Annotated in this window: 18 protein-coding genes; 12 read left to right on the top strand and 6 right to left on the bottom strand. The window is 56.7% G+C overall.

The window, feature by feature from the left end; all coding sequences use genetic code 11:
* Positions 1-20: 20 nt before the first annotated feature.
* The 5 genes from KO498_RS06290 to KO498_RS06270 are packed head-to-tail and all read right to left on the bottom strand — an operon-like array spanning position 21 to position 5,569.
* Positions 21-1,667: an amidohydrolase gene (locus KO498_RS06290; protein ID WP_215959027.1), complete on the bottom strand. Its 1,647-nt coding sequence runs from the start codon at positions 1,665-1,667 to the stop codon at positions 21-23.
* Positions 1,668-1,727: 60 nt separating this feature from the next.
* Positions 1,728-2,765, bottom strand: coding sequence for an ABC transporter substrate-binding protein (locus tag KO498_RS06285; protein WP_215959026.1), 1,038 nt, complete (start codon positions 2,763-2,765; stop codon positions 1,728-1,730).
* Positions 2,766-2,783: 18 nt separating this feature from the next.
* Positions 2,784-3,605: an ABC transporter permease gene (locus KO498_RS06280; protein ID WP_215959025.1), complete on the bottom strand. Its 822-nt coding sequence runs from the start codon at positions 3,603-3,605 to the stop codon at positions 2,784-2,786.
* Positions 3,598-4,494, bottom strand: a complete 897-nt coding sequence (locus KO498_RS06275) for an ABC transporter permease (protein WP_215959024.1) — start codon at positions 4,492-4,494, stop codon at positions 3,598-3,600. Before KO498_RS06275 ends, KO498_RS06280 begins: the two co-directional genes overlap by 8 nt.
* Positions 4,495-4,498: 4 nt before the next feature.
* On the bottom strand, positions 4,499-5,569 hold the full coding sequence (locus tag KO498_RS06270) for an ABC transporter ATP-binding protein (RefSeq protein ID WP_215959023.1): 1,071 nt from the start codon (positions 5,567-5,569) through the stop codon (positions 4,499-4,501).
* A gap of 141 nt (positions 5,570-5,710) precedes the next feature.
* Between KO498_RS06270 and KO498_RS06265 the strand changes: the two genes are divergently transcribed.
* From KO498_RS06265 to KO498_RS06250, 4 genes are all read left to right on the top strand, one after another.
* Positions 5,711-6,331, top strand: a complete 621-nt coding sequence (locus KO498_RS06265; RefSeq protein WP_215959022.1) for a TetR/AcrR family transcriptional regulator — start codon at positions 5,711-5,713, stop codon at positions 6,329-6,331.
* Positions 6,332-6,388: 57 nt separating this feature from the next.
* The gene (locus tag KO498_RS06260; protein WP_215959021.1) at positions 6,389-7,753 is read left to right on the top strand and encodes a flavin-containing monooxygenase; all 1,365 of its coding nucleotides are present in this window, start codon (positions 6,389-6,391) and stop codon (positions 7,751-7,753) included.
* Positions 7,750-8,583 (top strand): SDR family NAD(P)-dependent oxidoreductase, encoded by an 834-nt coding sequence (locus tag KO498_RS06255; RefSeq protein ID WP_215959020.1) that lies wholly within the window; start codon positions 7,750-7,752, stop codon positions 8,581-8,583. The genes KO498_RS06260 and KO498_RS06255 overlap by 4 nt, the downstream gene beginning before the upstream one ends.
* Positions 8,584-8,937: 354 nt before the next feature.
* Positions 8,938-9,138 carry a hypothetical protein gene (locus KO498_RS06250; protein WP_215959019.1) on the top strand — a complete coding sequence of 67 codons (201 nt, stop codon included), beginning with the start codon at positions 8,938-8,940 and terminating at the stop codon, positions 9,136-9,138.
* Between the two features lie 3 nt (positions 9,139-9,141).
* Here KO498_RS06250 and KO498_RS06245 read toward each other — a convergent pair whose 3' ends face one another.
* Entirely contained in the window at positions 9,142-10,086 is a 945-nt protein-coding gene (locus KO498_RS06245) for a heparin lyase I family protein (RefSeq protein WP_215959018.1), read from the bottom strand.
* 303 nt (positions 10,087-10,389) lie between these two features.
* Here KO498_RS06245 and KO498_RS06240 point away from each other — a divergent pair, with 303 nt between their 5' ends.
* The 8 genes from KO498_RS06240 to KO498_RS06205 are packed head-to-tail and all read left to right on the top strand — an operon-like array spanning position 10,390 to position 22,360.
* Positions 10,390-11,709 carry a nucleotide sugar dehydrogenase gene (locus tag KO498_RS06240; RefSeq protein ID WP_215959017.1) on the top strand — a complete coding sequence of 440 codons (1,320 nt, stop codon included), beginning with the start codon at positions 10,390-10,392 and terminating at the stop codon, positions 11,707-11,709.
* 28 nt (positions 11,710-11,737) lie between these two features.
* Complete coding sequence (locus tag KO498_RS06235) at positions 11,738-13,222, top strand: glycosyltransferase (RefSeq protein ID WP_215959016.1); 1,485 nt, start codon at positions 11,738-11,740, stop codon at positions 13,220-13,222.
* Between the two features lie 9 nt (positions 13,223-13,231).
* Positions 13,232-14,293 carry a hypothetical protein gene (locus tag KO498_RS06230; RefSeq protein ID WP_215959015.1) on the top strand — a complete coding sequence of 354 codons (1,062 nt, stop codon included), beginning with the start codon at positions 13,232-13,234 and terminating at the stop codon, positions 14,291-14,293.
* A 6-nt stretch (positions 14,294-14,299) separates the two neighbouring features.
* Positions 14,300-15,718, top strand: coding sequence for a mannose-1-phosphate guanylyltransferase (locus KO498_RS06225; protein WP_215959014.1), 1,419 nt, complete (start codon positions 14,300-14,302; stop codon positions 15,716-15,718).
* Positions 15,711-17,417 (top strand): right-handed parallel beta-helix repeat-containing protein, encoded by a 1,707-nt coding sequence (locus KO498_RS06220; RefSeq protein WP_215959013.1) that lies wholly within the window; start codon positions 15,711-15,713, stop codon positions 17,415-17,417. The genes KO498_RS06225 and KO498_RS06220 overlap by 8 nt, the downstream gene beginning before the upstream one ends.
* Positions 17,414-18,217 (top strand): hypothetical protein, encoded by an 804-nt coding sequence (locus KO498_RS06215; protein ID WP_215959012.1) that lies wholly within the window; start codon positions 17,414-17,416, stop codon positions 18,215-18,217. Before KO498_RS06220 ends, KO498_RS06215 begins: the two co-directional genes overlap by 4 nt.
* Before the next feature lie 50 nt (positions 18,218-18,267).
* Positions 18,268-19,584 carry an alginate O-acetyltransferase AlgX-related protein gene (locus tag KO498_RS06210; protein WP_215959011.1) on the top strand — a complete coding sequence of 439 codons (1,317 nt, stop codon included), beginning with the start codon at positions 18,268-18,270 and terminating at the stop codon, positions 19,582-19,584.
* A 13-nt stretch (positions 19,585-19,597) separates the two neighbouring features.
* Positions 19,598-22,360 (top strand): tetratricopeptide repeat protein, encoded by a 2,763-nt coding sequence (locus KO498_RS06205; protein WP_215959010.1) that lies wholly within the window; start codon positions 19,598-19,600, stop codon positions 22,358-22,360.
* Position 22,361: the final 1 nt, after the last annotated feature.

Raw genomic sequence — 22,361 nt, 5'->3', positions numbered from 1 at the left:
AAGCGTGACAAACCCTTGGCTTAAGCTTCAAAGGTGATGCGACCGCCGCAGATTGTTACGGCAGGCATTGCGCTGCCCAATTGGTCAATTGGCATGGCATCCAGATCAGCATCCATCACCACCACGTCGGCCATCATACCCACACGCAAACGGCCCTTGCGGTGTTCGTTGAACTCGACCCACGCGTTGTCACGCGTGTAAGCGGCAAGCACCTCGCGTAGCGGCAACCGCTGGTCAAGCCACACGGATGGCAGCTCCACGCCTGCAACCGCACCCTGGATGGTCGGCATCACATCAACGGGCACAACCGGCCAGTCTGTCGAGAAGATCAGCGCAGCCCCAGCATCGCGAAGGGTTTTCCATGCAAATGCGGTTTCGATCTGATGCGGGTGAATGATATCGCCGCTTTCATAGGCAGGAAAAAAACCGCCGCGCGGCGAATGCAGCGGCTGCATGGAAGCGACCACGCCAAGCGGCTTAAAGCGTGGAATATCACTCGGGTGGATCGTTTCAATATGCTCGATGCGGTGACGACTGTCGCGCACACCGTTGGCCTTTTGCGCAGCCTCGTAGCCGTCGAGCGTCTGGCGCACGGCAGCATCACCAATCGCATGCACCGCAATTTGCAGGCCCATCGCATCAGCGCGTATCGCCGCTTCGTTGAAGTGTTCCGCCGAGAACAGCGGCTCACTGCGGCTGTCAGTGTTCGGGTAATTCTCAAGCATATAAGCGGTTTTGCTGTCGATCACCCCGTCCATGAACATCTTCACACGGTTCGACCAAACCATGTCACCGCTATACTTGGCGCGCATCTCGGCGGCTTCATCGACACGCTCAACCGGGTCGGTGTGTTTGAGGTGCATGGGTATCTCGGTGCGGCACAAAAGTGTGCCCTCGGCTTCCATCTCGGCGAGCAGCTCAAGCTGATAGAAGTTGCCGTCCATGTTGTGCAGGCTGGTTATGCCATGCATAGCGCAATGCTTGTAGCCATTGGCAATAACACCTTTGTCGATAGCGCGGGTCTTGGCATCTGGTGCAGGGATCGGATCAGCACCTGTCGTCATCCCCAGCATCTCGCGACCGCCAAGATGGGTCATCTCCAGCACAGGCATAAACGCCGCCGCTTCCAGCAGCTCACCCGTGGCCAAACCGTCCTTGCCCATCACAACTTCCGAGCCGGTGCCGCAGTCAGCCCCATGCAGCAAACCCGCCAGCTCCAGCGCTTTGGTGTTGGCATAAACCGTGTGGTGATCCGCCGTAGACGCCGCAAATGGCCGGTCAGGGATCGCGGCATCCAGATCGTGCCGCGTGATCGAGCGATCCCCGATCAGAGCATAGTCAATCGAGCACGCGAACAGCAATTTGTCATCTGGCCGCGCGGCACTATAGGGCCTTGCAACCGCCGTAAGTGCCTCGACACCAATGACGCCTGTAAGGTTGAGAAAATCGAGTTCGGCGGCGCCGCCGAACAGGTGCACATGACTGTCGATAAATCCCGGCATCACCGTGCCACCCTGTGCATCAATCACCTGTGCACTCCCCGCCATTTCGCGGATTTCGGCAGTGCTGCCCACAGCGGTGACCTTACCATCTTTGATGGCAATAGCTTCAGCATCAGGCCCATCGAACGTAATGACCCGGCCATTAAGGATGACGATATCAGACATTTGTTTCTCCATATAAATGGGGAGCCCTAAGCAGAGCTCCCCGACTGCCATGTGGCTGAGTTACTTTTGCAGTTCAGTCCAGATTTTCGTGTAAATCTTCGTCACTTCCGGTGGGCATACCCGCGCAACATAGGCCGCGCCTTTGAGCTCGGCAGGGATGACGATCTCTGGTGCTGTCGACATATCTTCTGGCATGAAGGCTTCTGATCCTGCGATGCCGTTTGCATATCGTGCAAAGGCCGAGATCATCGCCGCATTTTCAGGATCCATGATGAAGTTCTGGAACAGTTTGGCATTTTCGGGGTTCTGAGCGTCAGCCAAAACCACGGCATTGTCCATCCAGACAGGGAAGCCCTCTTGCGGGTAACCAAACACGATGTCTGGGTTTTGCTCACGCGCACGATAAGACGCACCGTTCCAGTTTACACCAGCTGACAGATCGCCTTTGGCATATTTCTCAATCGCTCCATAGTCGATCGACAACCAGTCTTTCTTGGCCTCGACAAGCGTATCACGCACCTTTTTGAGCACTTCCTTGTCGCCAGTGCATTGCTCACCACCAACATATTTAATTGCCATGCCCATCACATCGTTCATCTCCGGCACGACGTTAACCTTGCCTTTGAGTTCCTCTGGCGTATCAAGAATGATCGCAGCCGTGTTGGGGTCGCCGCTGTAAACCGAGGTGTTGACGGTTACACCAACAGTGCCCCACTGCCACGGAACCGAATACTTGCGGCCCGGATCAAACGCCACATCAACCCACTGCGGATCCATGTGCTTGAAGTTCGCCATCTGGTTGGGGTTGGTTTCAAGCAGTAGGCCCTCGCCCACCCAGATCGGGATATAGGTGCCTGATGGCACAACGATATCAAACCCGTGACCACCAGCCTTGATTTTGGCAAGGGCTGTGTCGTTACTATCAAAGTCAGTGACCGTGACAGTGATACCCGTTTCCTTTTCAAACTTGGTGATCAACTCGGGGTTGGTATAGTTGCCCCAGTTGTAAATGTTCAACGTGCCTTCCGCCATTGCTGGCAGCGCCATTGTCGCAGTGAGTGCGGCCGTAAGGCCAACAGATGCAATAAGTGTTTTCATCTTCATTTTCCCTAGTTGTTATTTTTTTGTGCTCTGGTCAGTTCTTTGTGACAGTTTGTAAAACGCAATCACCAGAGCAACAGAGATCGCGAGCAGTATGGTTGAGATGGCGTTGACTTCGGGCGTTACGACTCGGCGTATCTGCCCCAGCATGTAGGTCGGCAACGTGTCCTGTCCGGCAGATTTGACGAACTCGGTTATCACCACATCATCCAGCGAAATAACGAAGGCCAGCATCGCACCGGCCAACACACCCGGCCAAAGCTGCGGCAATGTCACCTTGCGAAACACCCGCCAAGGCGTGCCGTAAAGATCAGCAGCAGCCTGCTCCAAGCTCAGATCCATCCCCTGAAGGCGGGCACGGATCGGCATATAGGCAAACGGAATGCAAAACGCCGAATGCGCAATGATCAGATACCACAGACCTGTGTAGCCGGTGTAGACTTTGATCATCGCAAAGAAGATCAGCAGCGCCACAGCGGTGACGATTTCGGGGATCATCAGCGGTTGGTTGATCATCGCAAAAACCAGCGCCGAGCCGCGAAACTTGTTGGTGCGGGTCGTGGCAAGTGCGGCCATCACAGCGGCACTGGTCGCCACAAACGACGCGCAACACGCGATGATAAGCGAGAGGATTGTCGCGTCTTGCACCTTGTCGTTTTGCCAGGCCAATGCATACCACTTAAGCGAAAACCCCTCCCAAATTGCGATGCTACTCCCCGAATTGAACGAATAGACTACCAGCAAGATGATCGGCAGATACAGCATCACAAAACAGCACAGCGCTACAAAGACGAAACCATTCTGTCGCCGAATGTCAAAACCGCGTGCCTTAGCCATGAGACGTCTCCTCGTCGCCAGCCGCGCGCACGTAAAAGATCAGCGCGACCATAACGATCGCCAGCAAAGTAATCGAAAGCGCCGCCCCCAGAGGCCAGTTACGCCCCTGCCCGTATTGCAGCTCGATCAGATTGCCGAGCATCAGCTGCTTGCCGCCGCCCAAAACCCGCGGTGTAACGTAAGCGCCCAGCGACGGGATAAACACGAGGATCGACCCAGCCACGACACCGGGTTTCACCAGCGGGAAGATAACCCGTTTGAGCACCCGCCAGCGCGAGGCGTAAAGGTCATAGGCCGCTTCAACCAGCGAAAAGTCCATCCGTTCCATGCTCGCATAGACCGGCAAAACCATCAGCGGCAGGAAGACATAGAACATCCCTAGCGTGACGGCGAACTCGGTGTATAGCATCTGGATCGGCTCGCTGATCAGGCCGATCTTAATCAGGACACTATTGATGACACCCTCATTGCGAATGATTTCCATCACCGCAAAAGTCCGGATCAACAGATTGGTCCAGAACGGCACCATGATCAGCAACATCCAGGCATTGCGTTGACTCTCGGGTCGGGTCGCAATGAAATATGCCGTTGGAAAGCCAACCAAGAGCGCCACAATCGTGGTCATCAGCGAGAGCTTGACCGAGCGCCAGAAGATCGACAAATGGGCATCTGAAAAGCCGATTGTATCGTCAAAGAAGTCTTTCTCGGCAAACACATTGAACCAGGCGTCTGTCGAGAAGTCCCAAACAACGCCGCCATAATCCCCTGCAGTCAAGAACGAGTAGACCAGAACGATCAGCAACGGCCCTGCCGCAGCAATACTCAGGATAAACAGCGCCGGAGAAAGTAAAAGCCAACGCGTTTTGGCGGATTGTGTCTCGTTTGACATGCTCTCAATCCCTCAAAATCTGGGCAACGCCCGCGTTGAAGGTCACTCCAACTTTTTCACCAACCTCATGCGCCTCGACGGCGTCAGGTTGGTTCTGTCGCCGGATAACAAAGGTTGAACCGTCGTCTGTTTGCACATGATAATGCGTATCGGTGCCAAAATAGATGATGTTCTTGAGCGTGCCGTCAATGAGCCCTCCTGGCGCTGATAAGTCTGCATGCTCGGGACGCACCGCAACCGTGACAGGCCCCGACGTCGCGCCGCCCGCGACATTGCGCGCTTTGATCACTTTGCCCGATTGCAACTGCACTTGCGCCGTCTCTCCGGCGACTTTCTTCACTTCGCCATCAACAAAGTTGGTATCGCCAATAAAGTCCGCAACAAAGCGTTCAGCCGGATGGTCGTAAATGTCCTTCGGCCCACCAATTTGCAAGATACGTCCCGCATTCATCACGGCGATCCTGTCTGACATGGTCAGCGCTTCTTCTTGGTCATGCGTAACGAAAACAAAGGTAATCCCCGTCTCTGCCTGCAACCGCTTAAGCTCGATCTGCATCTCTTTTCGCAGCTTGAAATCCAGCGCCGACAGTGGCTCGTCCAGCAGCAGCACTTCCGGCTTCGGGGCCAATGCCCGCGCCAGAGCAACCCGCTGTTGTTGGCCTCCGGAAATCTGACTGGTCATGCGGTCAGCCATTTGCGTCATCTGCACCAGTTCCAGCATATCGCCAACAACAGATTTAATTTCGGCTTTCGGCCGGTCTTGCATCTCCAGCCCGAACCCGATGTTCTCGGCCACGGTCATATGTGGAAACAGTGCATAGTTCTGAAACACCGTATTGACGGGCCGCGCAAACGGCGGCTTTGACAAGATGTCCTCGCCATTGATGGTCAGCGTTCCGGTGCTCGGATCAACGAACCCGGCTATCGAGCGCAGCAACGTGGTCTTTCCGCAGCCCGACGGGCCGAGCAAGGTAAAAAACTCGTTTTCCTGAATTGTCACATTGATGTCTTTAAGGGCCGTAAAGGCGCTCGCCCCCGAGCCAAAAGTCTTGGACAGTCCTGCAATTTCTATCATCTAGTAAACACCATCTGCGCTCTCCCCAAACCTTGGCAACCGTTGCGCCGTTGATCTATCTCCTGTCAATTCAACATTACTCTCTCAACTTGAGTCAACTTAATTATTGTAGTCAACTTCAATTTTCCTTAAAGTTGCCTGATGACTGGTTTGAGGCAAAAACAAAAAAGAGAACGTCGCGAAGCGATGCTCAACACAGCGATGTTGATGTTTCGGAATTATGGGTATGAAGCCGTTAAGCTTGAAGAAATTGCCCAAGAGGCCGGTGTTTCAGCAGGAACAATCTACGGGTATTTCAAAACCAAAAATGATCTGCTTCTGGCTGTTGTTGTCGACGACTTCGAGATAGGGCTTTCTTACGGCAACGAAGTTTTGGAAGCTCCAGTAAGAAATGCAAAAACTGCAATAAGTCAGCTAACCAAATGTCATTTTTCTTACCGCAACGACGGGCTCACCTCTGAAATGTGGCGATTCGCCGTCGCTGCCTTTCTCGCGTTTCCTGACTCCCCCTTCTCCAAAAAATATGAAGCCTGCCTGCTGAAGATCCGTCGGCAATATGTCCTTCTGGTTCAGAAATTAAAGAAGCACGGGCACCTGCCTGATACCCTCTGCGAAGAGCAAGCTGCGAAGGTGCTGGACAGCATAGCAACGATGGCATTTCTGGACTACATCCGCAAAAAACCTGACGCTACATTCGAAATTGGCCCCCAGCTAGAAGAGATGAACGCACGTCTCGTTGGCTGGATGCAAAACGGCGCTTAACGAAAATGAGCGCGGCCTGAACAGACAACCAGAGGCACCCGCTTTTCGAGAGGCCGCATGACATCCACCACATCAAACCGAGCCTGTATCATCGGCGCTGGCCCTGGCGGCCTCGCCCTCGCGCGTGCCTTCAAAAACCTCGGCATCGCCTTTGACGTTTTCGAGCGCCACAGCGAAGTCGGTGGAGTCTGGGACATCGAGAACCCCGGCACGCCAATGTATGCCTCGGCACATTTCATCTCCTCCAAGACCCTGTCGTATTTCTCGGATTTTCCGATGCCTGAAAGCTATCCTGACTACCCGTCAAACCGGGAGATCTTTGACTATATGAAAAGCTTTGCGGCAGAATATGGTCTCAAAGAACACATCACCTTCAACACCGAAGTCACGGCAGCCGAGTTTACCAATGACCAGTGGGCCATCACTCTCTCGAACGGCGAGGTGAAGCATTACCGCTGGATGGTCTGCGCGACAGGCACAACATGGCATCCCAAGATGCCCGCTTGGGCCACCGAAACCAGCACTTTCACTGGCGAAGTGCGCCACGCAAACACCTATCGCCACATGGACGAGTTTCGCGGCAAAACCGTGCTCGTTGTTGGCGCTGGCAACTCGGGTTGTGACATTGTCTGTGACGCGGCAACAGCTGGCGACGGCGCTTTCCTGAGCTTGCGCCGTGGCTATCACTTCATCCCTAAGCACATCATGGGCAAACCCGCCGATGTTTTCGGCGACGAGGGCCCGCACCTGCCGATGTGGCTGGCGCAGCGCGTCTTCGCCGGTCTGCTGCGGTTTATCAATGGCGACATTACCCGCTTCGGCCTACCCAAGCCAGACCACAAGCTTTTCGAAAGCCACCCGATCGTAAACTCGCAAGTGTTGCACTGCCTCGGCCATGGTGATCTGATCGCCAAGGGCGATGTCGAGCGGCTTGATGGTAAGGATGTTCTGTTCAAAGATGGCAGCCGCGAGCAAGTTGATCTGGTGCTCTGCGCAACAGGCTATGACTGGATCATCCCCTATGTCGACACGAACCAGTTTAGCTGGAAGAATGCGCGCCCCGACAACCACTTGCACATGTTCTCGCGCGCCAACCAACAGCTCTTTGCACTCGGCTTTACCGAGACAAACGGCGGCATCTACAAGTTGTTTGACGGCATGGCTGACATCATCGGTCGTGCAATACTCGCCCAGCGTGACGACGCCGCAGCTTGGAACAAGCTCAGCACCCGCATTCACGAACACACCCCGAACCTTTCCGGAGGTGTGAAGTATATTGAAAGCGAGCGCCACGCGACATACGCCAACGTTGACGCACTAAAGAGCGAGTTCAAAAAGCTGCGCAAGCACATGGGCTGGCAAGAGCTGCAAATGGGTTACTTTGACAGCGCAAAATCCAAGTGTGGGGCGGCCTCCGAATGACCTCCGCGCCAAAAACTGCGCTGATCACTGGCGCTGGCGGCGGCGTTGGCCTCGCTCTGGCCAAGGCGCTCGCTGCTGAAGGTTACAGCCTCATCCTCACCGACCGCGACGAAGCGCAGCTACAGGCAACCGCAACCGAAGTCGTTGGAAAGCCGGAGCTAATCACCGCTGACTTGCGTTCAGAGGTTGATCTTGCCGCCCTCAGCCAGCGTATCGAGAGCACTGAGCAACCGGTTGATCTTTTGGTTAACAACGCCGGAATCATCATGCCCGGCTCTGTTGGCAGCATCAGTGACGACCTCACTCGCGCCCATGTTGATATCAATATGACAGCCCCGATGATCCTCTGTGCTGCTGCCGCCCGCGCAATGAAACCCCGCGGCGCAGGCAACATCGTTTCAATTGTCTCGCTCGCCGCTATGGCTCCGATGAAAGACAGCGCTGCCTACGCCGCCTCAAAGTTCGGGCTGCGTGGCTTTATGTCGTCTCTGTCGCTAGAGATGCACCCATGTGGCGTCAAAGTCAGCGGTATCTACCCGAGCGCCATCGACACGCCGATGCTTGCCGCCGAGTTGGCAAATCCCGCCGGATCTCCGCTCAATTTTGTCGGTAACGCCACACCGATGAAACCCGAGCAAATAGCAGAGCATGTGGTCAAAGCGCTCGACAGCGGTAAACTCGAAACATGGTTGCCCAAGAGCGACGGCATTATGGCAGGCATTATGATGCTGCTTCCGGGCCTCATCGCCCCCGTCGCCGGCTGGTTTGAAAAGCAAGGCATCAAGAAAAAAGACGCCTATCTGAAATCGCTCGAAGGCGACGAAAACTGAAGCCGACAGGCTCAAATTTTACGCGAATCGACAGGCCTGAAGCCGCCCTGTAGCCGCCTCGTCGCCGCCGTAGAGTTCTGTTCAACGATAAGACATGCTGCTTCACATTATCTCTGGCGCCGCAACAATCTGCCAAACTTGGGCAAAAACCGTCCTAAAACCGCGCCAAATTCCGGCCTAACTGTGGCATTTTCTTGCATTTTCGCGTTCCAGCCGTTACAAATTCGTCTGGGGATAAGCCGTAAAAGAAGTTTCTGCTCAAGGCATACGCTGCTTAAGTCTAAGTTTCTTTCTCGCTGCTAAACGGGTTTTTGCGCCCGTCGCAGTATCGGCACTGCTTGAAGGAAACCGACCATGCGCCGCACTGAAAATGACCAAACGAAGACCTTTACTGTCGCCCGCGGCGCTGAAGTGACCGCCGAGTTGTCTTCAGCCAAAGTCCTGCGTTTCGAGCGTAAAACCGGTGCGATGACGGGCTCTGCCTTTATCACCGCCGAAGATGGCGCGCTGTCAGTGCACTACGCCGACGGCGCATCAGTTCACCTCACGGCTTAAGCTTCAGTCAACCGCCTCAACGCCTGCTTTCGACAGGAATTGTGGATCAACTTCCGCCTGTGAAGCGCCTGTGCGAAACTCATCATAGTATACAACAAGCGTCGGCCTCGGCTCGCCCTTCATAGTATCGCGCCAGCGCTTGTGCCACGATGAGAAAACGCCGCGACGGTGTTTGATTTCACCGTTTGCACTTAAAGCACTCACAACAGGGCCGCGATAGTTGCACACCAACCGCCGGTTCACCCAGACCCTCAGATAGCCGTCTGCCCCCGTCGAGAAGTTCGTGTTGACCGTCAAATCAACCCACTTGCCAGTCTGTGCCTGCATATCAAACAGGCGGCAAATGTAGCCGTTGTTTTGAGCTGCGTTCCAGCCTTGATAGCGCGCAACATCTTCAAGCTGCACCACTACATCGCCTTTTCCATAGCTTGGGCCGGCACAGCCCGTTGGCGGGCACTTGCTAAAATCTCCCTCGCCTTTGCCAAGCTGGATGAGCCGGAATATAGGCTTCTGCTTGCCGCCGAGCGTCCATTGTCCGAACACCAGTCGCAGCGAGTTCTGCTTTGTGAAAGATGGCACCGAGGCGTTGAAGAAACTCCAACCATACCAGACATCCTGCCCGACCTTGGCTTTGCTCAGCGTCTGGTCCATCTGGATTTCTGCCCGCGAGCGTGGTGCTCCACAGTCCGAGCCTCCGCAATCGCCATCACGCAACTCGAAGCGCTCCGAGCTCACCCCGCGCCGCACCGGATCTCCGACACTCACCAGCCCGCGCCGATACGCATGCGGCGCGTCGCTCAGAAATCGCGTGTAGCCTTTGGGAGCCGAGAAATCAGATTGACGAAGGCCTGAGCCTTCCCGATTTGGTTCCTCGATGGTGATCGAAACACATGCCGAAACAACCGCCAGAGCGGCCAAAACAAGGATCACACGTATAAATTGTATCACGCCGCTTTCTCCTCAACTGCTACTAGAGTTCGGGCTGTTAGCAGCCTTTCTGACAGACCAGCGCCCACAAAGTCAATTGTGTCGCTAAGGCGCGTCACTCTTGAATAATTCTTTTTGTTCAATTAGTTACCAGATTTTTACCTCAAAGTTGCGCTGCGCAAGTGTCCAAATTAACACATCATTAACCCTTTCAAGTATGCTTTCCCTCAGGTCGCTTGGTCGGATCGGCAATTTTCTGCATACTTAACAATAATCAATAAAGTCGCCGCCAAAAGGCGACACTCAATGAGGCAGAGCATACACATGGCAAAGATTAGCGTCTTTGGCATTGGCTACGTAGGTGTTGTATCCGCAGCGTGTCTGGCACGCGACGGGCATGATGTAATCGCAGTTGATGTCGACCCCGGAAAAATCAAAGCAATCAATTCAGGTCAAAGCCCGATTGTCGAAGAAGGTATCGACGAGCTGGTCGCAGAAGTGGTCAAAGCTGGCAAACTGACAGCAACTGACGACTTTCGCGCCGCCGTTCTGGCAACAGACGCTTCGTTCATCTGCGTTGGCACCCCCTCCGCACCCGACGGCTCGGTTGGTCTTAGTTACGTGACATCGGTTTGTGACAGCATCGGCGCCGCCTTGCGCGACAAGCCGACACATCACTCGGTTGTTGTGCGTTCAACTATCGTTCCCGGTTCTACTGTCGACTCTTGCATTCCTGCACTTGAAAAAGCCTCAGGCAAAGTCGCCGGTAAAGACTTCGGCGTTGGTTACTATCCAGAGTTTCTGCGCGAAAGCACCGCGATCGCCGACTATTACGACCCGGGACTGATTGTCTTTGGCTACCTCGATGAAGGCACCCGCGATATTTTGGAAGGTCTCAACAAAGACCTGCCCTGCGACATGCACCAAGTTGATATTCGCACCGCCGAGATGGTGAAATACACCTCGAACACATGGCGCGCGGTCAAAGTCACATTCGCCAACGAGATCGGCAATATCGCCAAGGCCAGCGGCATCGACGGGCAATCTGTCATGGAGATCCTCTGTTCCGACGACAAAATCGCCATGAGTTCTTACTTCATGCGCCCCGGCTTTGCTTTTGGTGGGTCTTGCCTGCCAAAAGACGTGCGTGCCCTGCGCTATCTTGCAAATAGCACCGATACACCGGCTCATATGCTCAATGCCGTGCTTGAGGCCAACGAGGCCCAAATCGCCAAGGCCGAGCAGATGGTTGTCGACAGCGGCTCGAAAAAAGTCGGTTTTGTCGGAATTTCCTTCAAGCCCGGAACCGACGACCTGCGAGAAAGCCCGCTGATCGCCCTTGCCGCACGCCTCATTGGCCGCGGCATTGACGTCAACATCTACGATCCCTTCGTGCAAGAGGCCTTTGACACCGAAACCCCCGGCGCAGGCCGTGGGAACGAGCATGTCCCTGACCTCGAGCAGCGCCTTCAGCCTGATCTTGATGCGCTTATTGAGGGCTCGGGAACCGTGCTTGTGGGCAACCTCTACAAAGATACCGTCGAGCGCCTGAAAGCCGCGTCAGAGCACCGCCAGATTGTTGATCTGACACGCCTGAACCGCGAGCAAACCTCAGGTGCCAACTACCAAGGTATCTGCTGGTAACAGCCTTTATAAGGAGAGAGCTCAGCTGATGCTGTTGGCTTTGCAACATATCGCCTATTTCGCGGCAGCCGTGCTGCTGATCTTTGCTGTCCCCCAAGATTTCTTGGGGAACATGCAGGGCGCGAAGGGCACTGTGCTGGCGATCGGCACGCTTGGAATATGGCGCTATAGCTGGGCTGTGCTCAACTTCACACGCGCGCTGATCTTCAAGCTGCGTGTTTATCCCCGCTGGCGCAAACAACGTGCCGCGCGTTTCGCCAAAAGCACCGCGCGCCACCACTGTTATTATATGGTCACCAGCTACATGGTTGACCAGGACGCGACACTGGCTGTCTACCGATCGATCTTCAAATCTGCGATGGCCGCGCGTGACGGTGCAACAATCGTGGCATCCGTGGTCGACGGCATGGACGAACGCCTCATCCGCTCGATCTTCACCGCCACAGGCACCGACCCGAACCACGTAAAGCTGATCATCGACCGCATCAAAGCCAACGGCAAACGCGATGCGATGTCACAAGCCCTGCGCATTTTGGCGAGCTTCTCACCCACCCGTCACGATGTGCTGGTGTTTGTCGACGGCGACACGCTCGTCCCCGAAGATATCTGGGCACGTTCTGCACCTGTGTTTACCGACTCCAACACAGGTGCTCTTACAACCCACGAAGCCGCGATCATTGAAGAGGAAGGCCTGTTCAAAGACTGGTTTCACCTGCGCTTCAACCAACGTCAGGTGATGATGTGCTCAATGGGCCTCTCAAACCGCGTTCTGACCCTGACAGGCCGCATGTCGGTGTTCCGCGCCGATCTCGCGACCGATCCGACATTCCTGCGCGCCGTTGGTCAGGACTTCCTTGATCACTGGCGTCTTGGCCGTGTCAACTTCCTCACCGGCGACGATAAATCAACATGGTTCTGGCTGCTCGAGCGCGGCTATCAGACTGCATATTTGCCTGATGTGCAAAGCCGCAGCTACGAAACCCAGCCCCGCCCCGGCTTCTATGACAGTGCCAAAACACTGATGGTCCGCTGGTTTGGCAACATGATGCGCACCAACGGTCGCGCCATCGCGATGGGCCCGCGCAAGATGGGCTTTTTCACATGGTGGTCGATCCTTGATCAACGTGTCAGCTGCTGGACAACAATGGTCGGCCCGATCTCGGTTCTGATCACCGCTGCGTTTTCGACGCTGCTGATCATCCCGCTTTACATCAGCTGGGTTATGCTCACGCGCTACATGTTCAGCGCCTATATCGCCGCTTTCAACCGCGAGTGGTTCGCGATCACACACCCGTTTATCCTCTATTTCGGTCAAATTTCCGGCGCGATCATCAAAACCTACGTGCTGTTCCGGCTTGATCGCCAAAAGTGGACCCGCCAAGGCTCAGGCAGTGCGAGCAGCCAAAAGCTGCCCCTGTTCGAACGCCTGAAAATGCACGAAAGCACAGCCCATCACGGGTTGGCGTTTGCCTGGCTCACGCTTGGCATCATGTTTATCAACACTCTGGAGTAGTTCATCCCAATGAGCGACAACGAGATCAAAAAGAACGTGCCGTCTACCGCAATTCCTGCGGGCTTCGGTTTTGAAAACGAGCATCCGGTTCTGAGCATGCCGTTCACTGTCAAGGTGGGCGATCAAAAGCTTGAGGGCAAACGCATTTCTATCGCCGAGATGGAAGTTGTTGCACCCAAAGACAAGATCGTAGCTGGCAGCAAGGACATCGCGACGCTGATATTCTCGTTCGGTGATTTCACAGTCAACCTGACCGCCGAAGTTATCGCAACCGATCGCGGCGGAGACGACACCTGTGTGTTGTTGTTCGCCGAACCTACAGGCCCTCACATGGGGCAACTTCGCTTTATTATAAACAGCTTCATCGCCGGAGACATTGTTACTCTGAAAGGCCTGATGAGCTATACCGGCCCAACACAGCCTAGCGCGCCAAAGGCCCGTGTCGAGCGCACATTGCGTGACAGGTTGCGCTCGATAGGTATGGCAGTTGCGTCGCTGATCATCGCTTTTGCCGCCGGCACTGTGGTGTTTTCGCGCTACACCTCAACCTACGAAATGCACCCTGTGTTCATCGACCGCGCAGGTCTTGCCATGCAAGCCACTGTCGCCGGACAAGTCACCTATGTTGACCCTGATGCCGCGGTGGGCGAAGTCGCTTACTCCATCGCCTCGACAACAGGTGATGTGCTCAGCTTCCAGATGCCACAAGAAGGCGAAGTCGCAATTGCCAGCAATATCTATGAAGGCTCAACTGTCCTTCCTTCAGACTTAATTCTGACAATTTTCAACGATAGCTCAGCATTAAGGTTACGAACTTTGATCAGCATTGAGGGGCTGACACGCACACTTACGGGTGACATCGCAGCTATCGAGATGGCTGATGGTCGCAAAATGGCCGTCGAAATCGTGGTTAACGATACCACCCGTGCAGCAGCCCTCCGAGGAGATATCTTCGTTCCAGTTGACCTGACAGTCACCGACTACGAGTTGGGGCCGTCTGAAGTAAACAAGTCGGCACGCCTTCGTTTGTCCAAGACATTGCGAGGCTTATTTGGCCTCGGGCAGGAGTAACGGACAATGAAGAAGATCACACCATTGATCATATGTGGCGGTAACGGAACACGGCTTTGGCCGCTGTCTCGCAAGCACAGCCCCAAGCAGTTCCAGCGCATCGGCGATGCCGACAGCCTGACTTTCTTCCAATCTGCAATCCAGCGTCACCGTGCGCCTGTGTTCGCCGAGCCTGTGGTTGTGACAGGCCGCATTCACGAAGGCACCGTGCGCAAACAGCTGCAAGAGCTGCAAGTCTCTGCGCGTATCATCTGCGAGCCGATGGGCCGCAACACCGGCCCCGCCGTTCTGGCCGCCGCCGAAGTGATGCTTGCCGAAGACCCCGACACTCTCTTTGTTGTTGTCCCCGCCGACCACGTTATCGAAGGTGATCTGACCCTCCCGTTCACGGCCTGCATCGACGCAGCCGTAGCTGGCCAAATCGTCACATTCGGTATCGAGCCGCGCTTCCCTGAGAGCGGCTTTGGCTACATCGTTGATGGTGGCGAAATGGAAGGTTTCGGCCCCGTTCGCCGTGTTGACCGCTTTGTTGAAAAGCCCCCCGTCGTTGAAGCCACAGCGCTTATCGAAGCTGGCGGCGCCTACTGGGCCTCGGGCATTTCTATGTTCTCCGCCGCAACAATCCACGACGAATACTTTAAGTTTGATCCAACAACTGCCGCACACGTTGCGCAGTCGGTGCAAGAAGCCAAACGGCAAGACGGCTCACTGCATCTCGCATCCGGCAGCTTTGGCCAGGCCGACGCCCAACCAACCGAAAGCGCTGTTTTCGAGCGCACAGATCGTATCGCCCTCGCCCCGCTTGATGTGGACTGGGACGATGTCGGCAGCTGGAAAGCCATGTATGGCATCTCCAAACCCGACGCCAACGGCAACGTGCTGCAAGGCGACGTAATCGCTCTCGGTGCGCAAAACACAATGGTTCGTGCTGACAGCCGCCTTGTCTCTGTGGTCGGTTTGTCTGACGTTATCGTCATCGACACACCCGACGCATTGTTGGTGGCCCGCATGGACCAAACACAAGACGTCAAGGCCATCGTGGACGAGCTCAAGAAGTCGCATCGCCGCGAAACCGAGCGCCATCAGGAAGCCAAAGTAGCGATGGTTCCGATGATCGACCAAGAGAAGGTTTCGGCCCTCGCTGAAAGTGACAACTATCAAGTCGGCGCCGCCGAAATCGCAGTTGGCCGCACCATGACGCTTGAAGCTGGCGATGCCCGTCAGGCCCTTATTGTGCGTGGACACGTTCACGCTCAAGGTCCGGCATGGCAGAAAACCAGCTCCGAGGGCGGGCGCGTCTACACAGACCCTGACGGGCCGATCACCATCACAAACCTGTCAGACGAACCAACAGAGCTGTTGTTTGTAACACTGGCTTCAGCTGATTTTCAGCCTAAATCCTTGAAAAGGGTCGCAAATGGCTAGAGCAAGCTGCCATAAACTCTGCGCCGTTTTGGGCGCGTTTGTGGGAATGCTCTTGCCGCACGCAGGCTTCGCTGACTTGAGTGCAACCAGTGTTTCTGATCTTCGGCGCGCGCTCGGCAGCTTGGAGACCGAACTGAAAGCAGGCGTGAACGCACCGCTAGATGTGGCTGCTCTGCGGGCGAAACTGCCTTTGCAAACTGTCCAGACCGAGGCAGCTGCAAACACCAGCTCACCGATAATGCCTGTGATACCGGCGCCCGAACCCCAGCAGAAAAAGCCGACAACCGAAAACAGCAATGGGCTGTTTTCACTGCAACTGTCCCAAACTGCCGCAAGGCCGGCACCACGCAGCGCTCCTGCCGCAGCGCCCGCGCCGTTGTTTGGCAAGCCCGTCGTATCTGGGCTCAAACCTGGCCTTAAACCTGGCCTCAAAACCGTGCCAAACACACCGCAAGACGTCGGCACAACCAACTTCCGCCTGATGCTAACGCCTCTTGTGCAAACCTACACAGGTGAAAACGCCCAAGCCGTGATCAACGCGCAAGGGCCACGCGGGCCTATTGCTGTTTCCGTGCGAGCAGGCTCCGTCTCTCTGGCTGATGTTCAGGCCTATTCGGCCGCCCTCGGCATGCCGCCGCTGCTTGACGGAACACTTACCGCGCCTGTCGTTGTCTGGCCCGGAGCGACCCTGCGCCTCAACCCCGGCGAGCGTATGGCATTGTCAACCGGGGGAGGCGCCTTCCTGCTGTCGATGGGCAGGCTAGAAATCAACGGTGCCACCATTGAAGCCGTTGGTGCCAAAAACACCCACACCCCGAGCTTCACACCCTTTGTGACTGTTGCTGGCGGTGGCGCACTGCAGATGCAAAACGCAACTCTACGCAACCTCGGTTTTGGCGACACCGCAAAGTTCAGCGGCCTGTCCGTCGCAGCCAACCTGCTCACGCAGTCCGAGAGCAAAGTCAGCATAAAAGACAGCCTGTTTCACGGGCTCAAAACTGTCTCGATCGCAGGCGTTTCAGGTGTCGAGATTTCGGGAAACACCTTTGTAAACGCCCGTAATAACACACTTAACTTGCTCAACGCTCCCGCCACACGCATCTCGGGAAACCTGTTCACAGGTGGCTCGCATACCAACGCGATCCGGATCGAGAAAGGCTCAAGCCGAACGGTTGTTGCCGACAATATCATGCTGCTCGGGCAGCGGGTTGCGGTCTTGGTTGACGGTGCTTCCGACAACGTCGCCCTGCGCGATAACATCATCTGGAAGCGCCAAGGTGCAGGCATCAAGTTCCTGCGAACACACTGTGGCGCAGCCAGCGGAAACATCATTCTCGACAATCGCCAAAAGGGTATCGAAGTGCGCAAAAGCGACGGGACAGTGCTGCAAGGCAACCTGATCGCAGGCAACAGTAGCTCTGGCATCTGGGTTTCGGCCCAGCAACCCGGCGCCCGCACCGCTCTGAAAAACAATCTACTGGTTGGCAACGGCTCAGGTTTGTCGGCTGCAACAGGCGCCGAAATCCTGCTGTCAGGCAACGACTTTAGCGGCCAACTGCCGCGCCTGCTCGACGGCGACATCGCCCGCCTGACCCATAACATCGTCAAAGACTTGCGCGGAGCAAAAGCGCTCGACTTCAAAAATGGCGGAGCAGAACTGGTCAGCAGTTCCGTAACGCTCTGTGGAGATGATCTGTGATACGCCGTTTCGCAACCGTTCTTGCTATAGGCTTTGTGGCAAGTCTCAGCGGCATCTTTGCATTGCCCGCCCTCGCCCAAGAGCCAACCGCTGCGATCATCCCGAACCTGATCGCACCAAACCACGACGGTGCGCAGATCTCGGTGACAGTGACCCGCGGGTTGACCAGCAACAAAAGCCTGCGCACTTCCGCCCTGCGCCGCGCCCGCGATGCCATGCACAAAGGCGAGCACGTCGCCGCCGACGATCTGCGCAGCCTTGCACAGGCTGGTGACGGCCTCGCCGCGCAACGTTACGTGCGGCTCCTTCTGGCACGCGACGAGGCCGCAAACCCGTCTGACATCGCTTACTTTTCAGCTGTCGCAGTCGGCACGGGCCGTGTCTGGACGCTCAGGAACATGGTCAAAGCCATGCACCAGCTTGACCCGAAAACAGAGCCAAAAGAACGCATTACCAAGTATATTCAGGTGCTCTACCCGCATGCGTGGGCTGGCAACACGCTTGCGCTTGAGGCCGTGACTGCCTTCAACGGCAACGGTCAACTCTTCGGGCCACTCTCCGAGAAAACCCGCCTGCGCATCCTTGAGCAATCCCGTAAAAACGGTGACGGGCGCATCGAGCTTGGCATGGCCATGAGCCTGCTGGAACGCAGCCGCGCCGCGAGCACACCTAATCCAGATGACCTCGCCCAAGCGCGAAGCCTGCTTGAGCAAGCATCCGCCTCGGGGCATCTCGCCGTGAGCACATCGGCCCAAAACCTGTTACGGCTGATAGACAAAGACAAGACAGACGACACCTAACAAAGACTTCGAGCAAGACAACAATAACCGGACAGCAGCGGGGGCTTGCAATGACACCGGATCAAAGAACCAAACAACCTGGCCTGCCGGCCTTTGCCCGAGCAGGCTTGCTGGCATTGCTGGCCCTTGGCAGTGCGAACACGGCACAAGCGCAGTCGGCCTACGGCTGTAGCGCGCTTGAGGCCCACACGTCTCTGCCCGCAGTCGAAGGCCGCGATGGTATGTTTTTCGCCATTCGCCCCGAGCTGCAAGCGCATCAAGCGATAAATGACGAAACCATCACGCTTCTGGCACAGCTCGGCACAAACCTCGCCAAGCGCGGCACTACGCTGGTTTTACTGCCCGTTCCGACACGCGCGCAGGTGTTTGACCGTGCACTCACAACCAAAGCCCGCGATGTCGGGTATGACGCCGCCGATGCAACAGCCGTGCATCTTGATATGCTCGTTCGCCTACGCGCCTCAGGCCTTACTGTTGCAGACGCGCGCCCCGCCTTGCGCAGCGCCGCAACCGCAGGCGAGCAGCCATATTTCCAGACCGACATGCGCCCCACACCCGTTGGCACGCGCATCCTTGCAGCCGCCGTCGGCAAAGCCCTTGCCAAACACCCGGGCCACACAAAACGCCCCACAGCCAACTTCATCTCGGCCGCCGGTGCCGTGGTGACACTTGACTCAAGCATGCGCGCACGTTTGCAAACCGCCTGCCAGTCCCAGCTCCCTGCCGTCACGGCACAAAGCTTCACCACAACCCGCAGCTCGGGTGTTGCAACCAACAACCCCGAGAACCGCCTTGTTGTGCTCGGAGCCGACACAACCCAAACAGAAGCACTTAACCTCAAGGGCTTCCTTGCCGAGGCAACCGGTTATGAAACTCTCGCTTACGGTGTCAAAGGCGGCGGTGCCTTTGCGGCGATGTCCTCATACCTAACGTCTGCCGATTTTCAGGCCAACGCCCCGCGTGTGCTGGTCTGGGAGTTCCCGGTCAGCGCGACCTTTGCTGCACAAGGCGATCAACCTCTCAAGGAACTGATCGCCGCAACGGGCAACAACTGCCAGAAAACCTTGCCTGTCACCGTCGGCCCGACGGGACAAAGCCTAAGCGCTGACCTGAGCCAAATGACCACGCGTGGTGATGTCACTCTGTCGGTCGAAACCGGTGGTGCAGCCCCCTCATACCTACGCTTTCACTTTACATCGCGTGACGGGCTGATCCGCACCCGCAGCATCTACCGTCACCCCGATCAGTTGCTGACAGGGCGCTTCTTTTTGCCCCTCTCAGGCCTCAATGCAACCGGCTTGCAAAGCGTCGAGATCGAAGCGCCAGCCGCCTTTGGCGCGCAGTCTCGTATTGCCGTTTGCTCATAGACAGGAGCGCATCATGTTTCGCTTAACGATCCTCTCTGCCGCCCTCGCCTTCGCCCCGCTGGGCGCGCTGGCGCAAACCACTCCCGCCGCTCCGGCCTCACAACCTTCCCTGCTGACGCTTGACTTTTTGCCGCCCGCCCTCGCTCCGCGCGACGTTTGCAATGCGCCGAGCAACGCTGCCATAACCGAAGATCTCGCAGATGATGGCGAGGGGCAAAAGCTCACCAACCTCGATCGCATCCGCTTTATCCGCCGCGACATCCGCAACCACACAGATGAAGACGCCGATGGGTTCTTTGACTTCATCAATGCGCTCATCACACGGCGTGCCAAACTTGACGAAACCTTCACCGACATCGACGCGATCTTTGCACGCATCAACCTTATGCTGCGGGCCGGTCGCACCAATCAACTGGTCAGCGACGGCCTCGTTGAAAGCCTGCGTGACCGCGTGAGCGATATGACCAACACCCAGCGCGTGCAGCTCGCCCGCTTTTACGCCGACGGCACGGGTGTCATCGCCGACACCGCTTTTGCCCAAGAGCTGATCCGTGAAGCTGCCTACGGAGGCAATGCAAATGCTCTCCTTGAGATCGTGCGCCTTGAGCAACAAGGAACACTGATCGACGGTTGGGATGCTCCGCTTGACCTGACCGTAACAATGGCCTTTGGCGGCATCCTCGGCCCGCTTGATCACGGCGTTTGTGGCCGTGCTGCGCGCATCGCACAGGAATACACCAAAGGTGACTTGGTCGCTGCAAACCCCGCGCTGGCGCTGGCATGGCACCGCTTTGCTGCCGATATGGGCGGCGCTGAGTCAGCTTGGCGTCTGGTCGAGTTTCACCTGAACGCCGACGCTGTCAACAAAGACAACATCGAGCTGCGTAAATACCTCAAACGCGCTGTGCAACTCGGCGTGACTGTTAACGCAGCCGACCGCACTGCGCTTACCTCGTCAGGCTCCGTGAGTGAGGCCGAGCTTGCCAACATCCTTGGATTTAATCACAGCCAAGACACCCGCCGCACTGCGCGGGGCATCGCTCCGCTGCTGCAACTGGTGGTCAATATCGACGGGCTGGAGGCTGACGAGGATAGTTTGTTTCTCGACTACCTGCGCGAAATCAGCGCAATGCCCGAAGCCCCGGGCCGCGTGTTCGACCGCCTCGCAGGCGAGGTTTTGGTGCGCAAAGGCCGCTGGGCCGGCGAGGCCGAGGCCTTGCAACTGCTTGAGCAAGCGGTCGTGCGTGGTGACGGCGCCGGACAACGCCGGCTGGCCAAAATGCTGATCCGCTACCGTGACGACCCTGCACAGGTTGCTCGCGCCGAAAGCCTGCTGATGGAAGTTGTCTCGCGTCACGGCATCCCCGAAGGCATGCGTGACCTCGACACGCTCTACCGCTGTCAGGCAAACGATGCCCCCCGCCTTCAGCAAGCCGAGCCATGGGCAAAAGCCTACCGCGCCACGGGCCACGCAACCTTGCCGATATCTGCCTCAGACTTGCTGGCACTCTCCCCCAACCGTTCACCCGAAGAAATCGCTCAAATTCAAAGTCAGGCGCTCGACGGTCGCCCGCAAATGCTCGCCGCTCAGGCGCAGCGTGTGCAAGCCGATCCTCTCGCTTCCGCCTCCAAACTGCGGTTCTGGGCCGAAGCGCTTAACCGCTCAGACAAGGCACTCGAAGAATTTGCCGAGTATGAGTTCGAACTGGCAACATCGCCCGCCGAACGCGACCTCGCGATCGAGTTCTTTCGCCGTGTTTACCTGAACAACGGTGTCACCACAGCGCTTGATCTGGCCATCGCTTTGACAGGTTATAACGCTCGCGACCCCGAGATCGCCAAGGAGATCGAGCACCTGCTGACAATGGCCGGAAACCGCGGCGAAGGCGGCGCGATCCGCCTGCTGTCGCGCCTGCAAGCAAACGAACGCCCTGAACTTGATGTCTTCAACCAGTTCGCCGACAAAATCGAAGAGCGCGGTGACTTTCTGGCACTTATGTTTGCGATGCCCCATATCGGGCCAGACAAGGTTGATGACTACATCGACCGCGCCGTGTCGTTGATGTCATGTGGCACCAAAGACGCCGACGAACTCGGCGATGCCCATGCCATCCGCGCCGATGCGGCTGGTAGTCACCACTGGCGGCTCGTCGGGCTGACGTTCGAAGGCGGTCATGTGCTTTCCAAGCTGCGCCTGACCAACCCGCAAGTTGACTGGTTCAAAGACGGTGCCGCGCCTGATCCTGTCGCCCGTGCTACCCGCGAACTCGCCGAGGGCGACACCGGCGCCCTCATGCGTCTTGTGCGCCTTACCGCAAACCCCGACTTGCCAAGCTATGACGCTGCTGAAGCTTCCAAGCACATGCTCGCCGTAGCAATGCATGGCAGCGATGACGATGTATCCGCTCTGCTCTCGGTCTACCGTGGTACGAGCAGCGAAGTGCGCCGACTGCTGGATCCGCAAATCGAGCTCAACGCCGTGTTGCAGCGTGTGGCACAAACCGGCAATGTGCTCGCCTCCTACGAGCTCGGCATGCGCTTGCGTGACGGCGCTTCCGGCCCTGCTGATTTGTCTCTCTCACTTGATTGGCTTGAGGCCGCGGCAAAACGTGGACACCGCGATGCAATGTATCAAACCGGTTTTGCGCTCGGCTTCGGCCTTGGTCGCATTGCCGATGTCGAAGCCGCGTTAGGCTGGCTTGATCAAGCGGCGGGCATGGGCCATCAGAACGCCGCGCAACTGGCCAAAACCCTGCGCGTTTCGGGAGGGCAGTAGC

This window comes from Lentibacter algarum, assembly GCF_018860975.1.
GTDB classification, from domain to species: domain Bacteria; phylum Pseudomonadota; class Alphaproteobacteria; order Rhodobacterales; family Rhodobacteraceae; genus Lentibacter; species Lentibacter algarum_A.
The sequence above is the reverse complement of the archived record's forward strand: the minus strand, read 5'-3'. Positions and strand labels throughout refer to the sequence as shown.